This window comes from Actinophytocola sp. (genome assembly GCF_036402745.1).
Lineage (GTDB): Bacteria > Actinomycetota > Actinomycetes > Mycobacteriales > Pseudonocardiaceae > Actinophytocola.
In genome coordinates this window covers 1-2,099 of the sequence record NZ_DASWSJ010000330.1, presented here as the reverse complement: position 1 = coordinate 2,099, position 2,099 = coordinate 1, and the positions used below count along the sequence as shown (strand labels likewise).

At 70.7% G+C, this 2,099-nt stretch carries 3 protein-coding genes; 2 read left to right on the top strand and 1 reads right to left on the bottom strand.

Annotation, left to right across the window (positions count from 1 at the left end; genetic code table 11):
• Positions 1 to 97: 97 nt before the first annotated feature.
• Positions 98 to 394, bottom strand: coding sequence for a DUF3263 domain-containing protein (locus tag VGD70_RS30515; protein ID WP_331087457.1), 297 nt, complete (start codon positions 392 to 394; stop codon positions 98 to 100).
• Positions 395 to 542: 148 nt separating this feature from the next.
• On the opposite strand from VGD70_RS30515, the gene VGD70_RS30510 reads away from it, so the two are divergent.
• On the top strand, positions 543 to 1,112 hold the full coding sequence (locus VGD70_RS30510; protein ID WP_331087455.1) for a peptide deformylase: 570 nt from the start codon (positions 543 to 545) through the stop codon (positions 1,110 to 1,112).
• Between the two features lie 88 nt (positions 1,113 to 1,200).
• The coding region (locus VGD70_RS30505; RefSeq protein ID WP_414638098.1) for a S1C family serine protease at positions 1,201 to 2,099 on the top strand (899 nt) is incomplete at its 3' end.

The following is a 2,099-nucleotide window of genomic DNA, read 5'->3' as shown; positions in this document are numbered from 1 at the left end:
ATACGCAATGGGGATGGGCCGCCTCCCGGCAGGCTGGGTTCGGTCATCTCGACCTCCCGGTCGCTCGTGATGTCGGTTCACTGGCCACGCGCGAAGTTCAGCGCGCGTCAACTCCGAACCGACGAGCCGCCCGGGTCCGCTGCCGACTCGCGCGCAGCCGGCGCAACCGCTTCACCAGCATCGGGTCGGCGGCCATCGCGGCAGGCTTGTCGATCAGCGCGTTGAGCACCTGGTAGTAGCGGGTAGCTGACATGTCGAAAAGCTCACGGATCGCCTGTTCCTTGGCACCCGCGTACTTCCACCACTGAGCCTCGAAAGCGAGGATTTCGTGTTCCCGCCGGGCCAGTTCGTCACTGGGGGCCCGGCGGTCCGGTAGTACCTCGACGGAATCCATTAACGCACCTCGACGGATCGGGGACCGAGCACAGTTACCTAAACAACATCCTTGTGATTCGGGGGGTATTAGACCACGGACCGCCGACAGGGTCCGGCTCCGACGCACCCGTAACTGAGAGTGGGAGGCACCCGATAGGGTCGCGCGCATGGCCGTCCGTCCCATTCGCATCATCGGCGACCCCGTGCTGCATACACCCACCCGCCCGGTGACGGAGTTCGATGACGAACTTCGCACCCTGGTGGTGGACATGTTCGACACGATGGAGGCGGCCGACGGGGTCGGGCTCGCCGCCAACCAGGTCGGCGTCGACCTTCGGGTCTTCGTCTACGACTGCCCCGACGACGAGGGCGTCCAGCACCGCGGTGTCGTGGTCAACCCCGAGCTGGAGACCTCCGGGCGGCCGGAAACCATGCCGGACCCGGACGACGACCTCGAGGGCTGCCTGTCGGTGCCGGGCGAGTCGTTCCCCACCGGCCGCGCGGCGTGGGCGAAGGTCACCGGGCAGGACCTCGACGGCGCCACGATCGAGGTCGAGGGCACCGGCTACTTCGCGCGCTGCCTGCAGCACGAGACCGACCACCTCGACGGCCTGCTGTACCTGAACCGGCTCGTCGGCCGGTACGCCAAGGAGTCCAAGCGCATGCTCAAGCGCAACGACTGGGGCAGGCCCGGCCTCTCGTGGGACCCGGCCGTGGAGCGTGAGCCGAGCGAGTGACTTCGCTCCTGGCGAACGGGGAATGAACGCCGGCCGGCGCACACTTGTAGTGAGCGCAACGGTGTAATCCTGGTGGGCGGTGATGGTCGTGTCGGACGAGCTGGACGCCTACTCCCGTACGGTCAGCGAGGTCGCCAGGTCGCTCACGCCGCACGTCGCGAGCGTGACGCTGCGGCGCGGGAGCGGCTCGGCGGTGGTGTTCACCGAGGCCGGCCACCTGCTGACGAACGCCCACGTGGTCGGCGGCGGCAAGCGTGGCACGGCCACGTTCTCCGACGGCACCGAGACCACCTTCGAGGTCACCGGCGTCGACCCGCTGTCGGACCTGGCGGTCGTCCGCGCGGCCGCCGACTGGCCGGCCCCGGCCAACCTCGGCGACGCCGACAAGCTGGTGGTCGGCCAGCTCGTGGTCGCCGTCGGCAGCCCGCTGGGCCTGTCCGGGTCGGTCACCGCCGGCGTGGTGAGCGCCCTGGGCCGGTCGCTGCCGGTGCGCCAGGGCCAGGCGGCGCGCGTGATCGAGGACGTCATCCAGACCGACGCCGCGCTGAACCCCGGCAACTCCGGCGGCGCGCTGGCCGACTCGGCGGCGCGGGTGGTCGGGATCAACACGGCGGTGGCGGGCTTCGGCCTCGGCCTCGCGGTGCCGATCAACACGACGACCCGGCGGATCATCGACACGCTGATGGTCGAGGGCCGGGTGCGCCGCGCGTACCTGGGCGTGGTGGGCGTGCCAGCGCCGCTGCCGGACGACGTCGCCGAGCGCACCGGCCAGCGGGCCGGCCTGCGGGTGATCGAGGTGGTCGGCGGCGGCCCGGCCGACCAGGCCGGCCTCCGCAAGGGCGACCTGGTGCTCACCGTGGCCCGCGAGCAGGTCCACGACGCGCAGGGCATCCAGAAGAAGCTGTTCGCCGAGGTGATCGGCACCGACCTGGCCGTGACGGTGCTCCGCAACGGCGCGATGGTCGACGTCTACGCCCGCCCGACAGA

Coding starts and splice junctions, on each gene's coding strand:
- VGD70_RS30515 (WP_331087457.1), bottom strand. CDS start 394: ATGGATTCCGTCGAGGTACTACCGGACCGCCGGGCCCCCAGTGACGAA.
- VGD70_RS30510 (WP_331087455.1), top strand. CDS start 543: ATGGCCGTCCGTCCCATTCGCATCATCGGCGACCCCGTGCTGCATACA.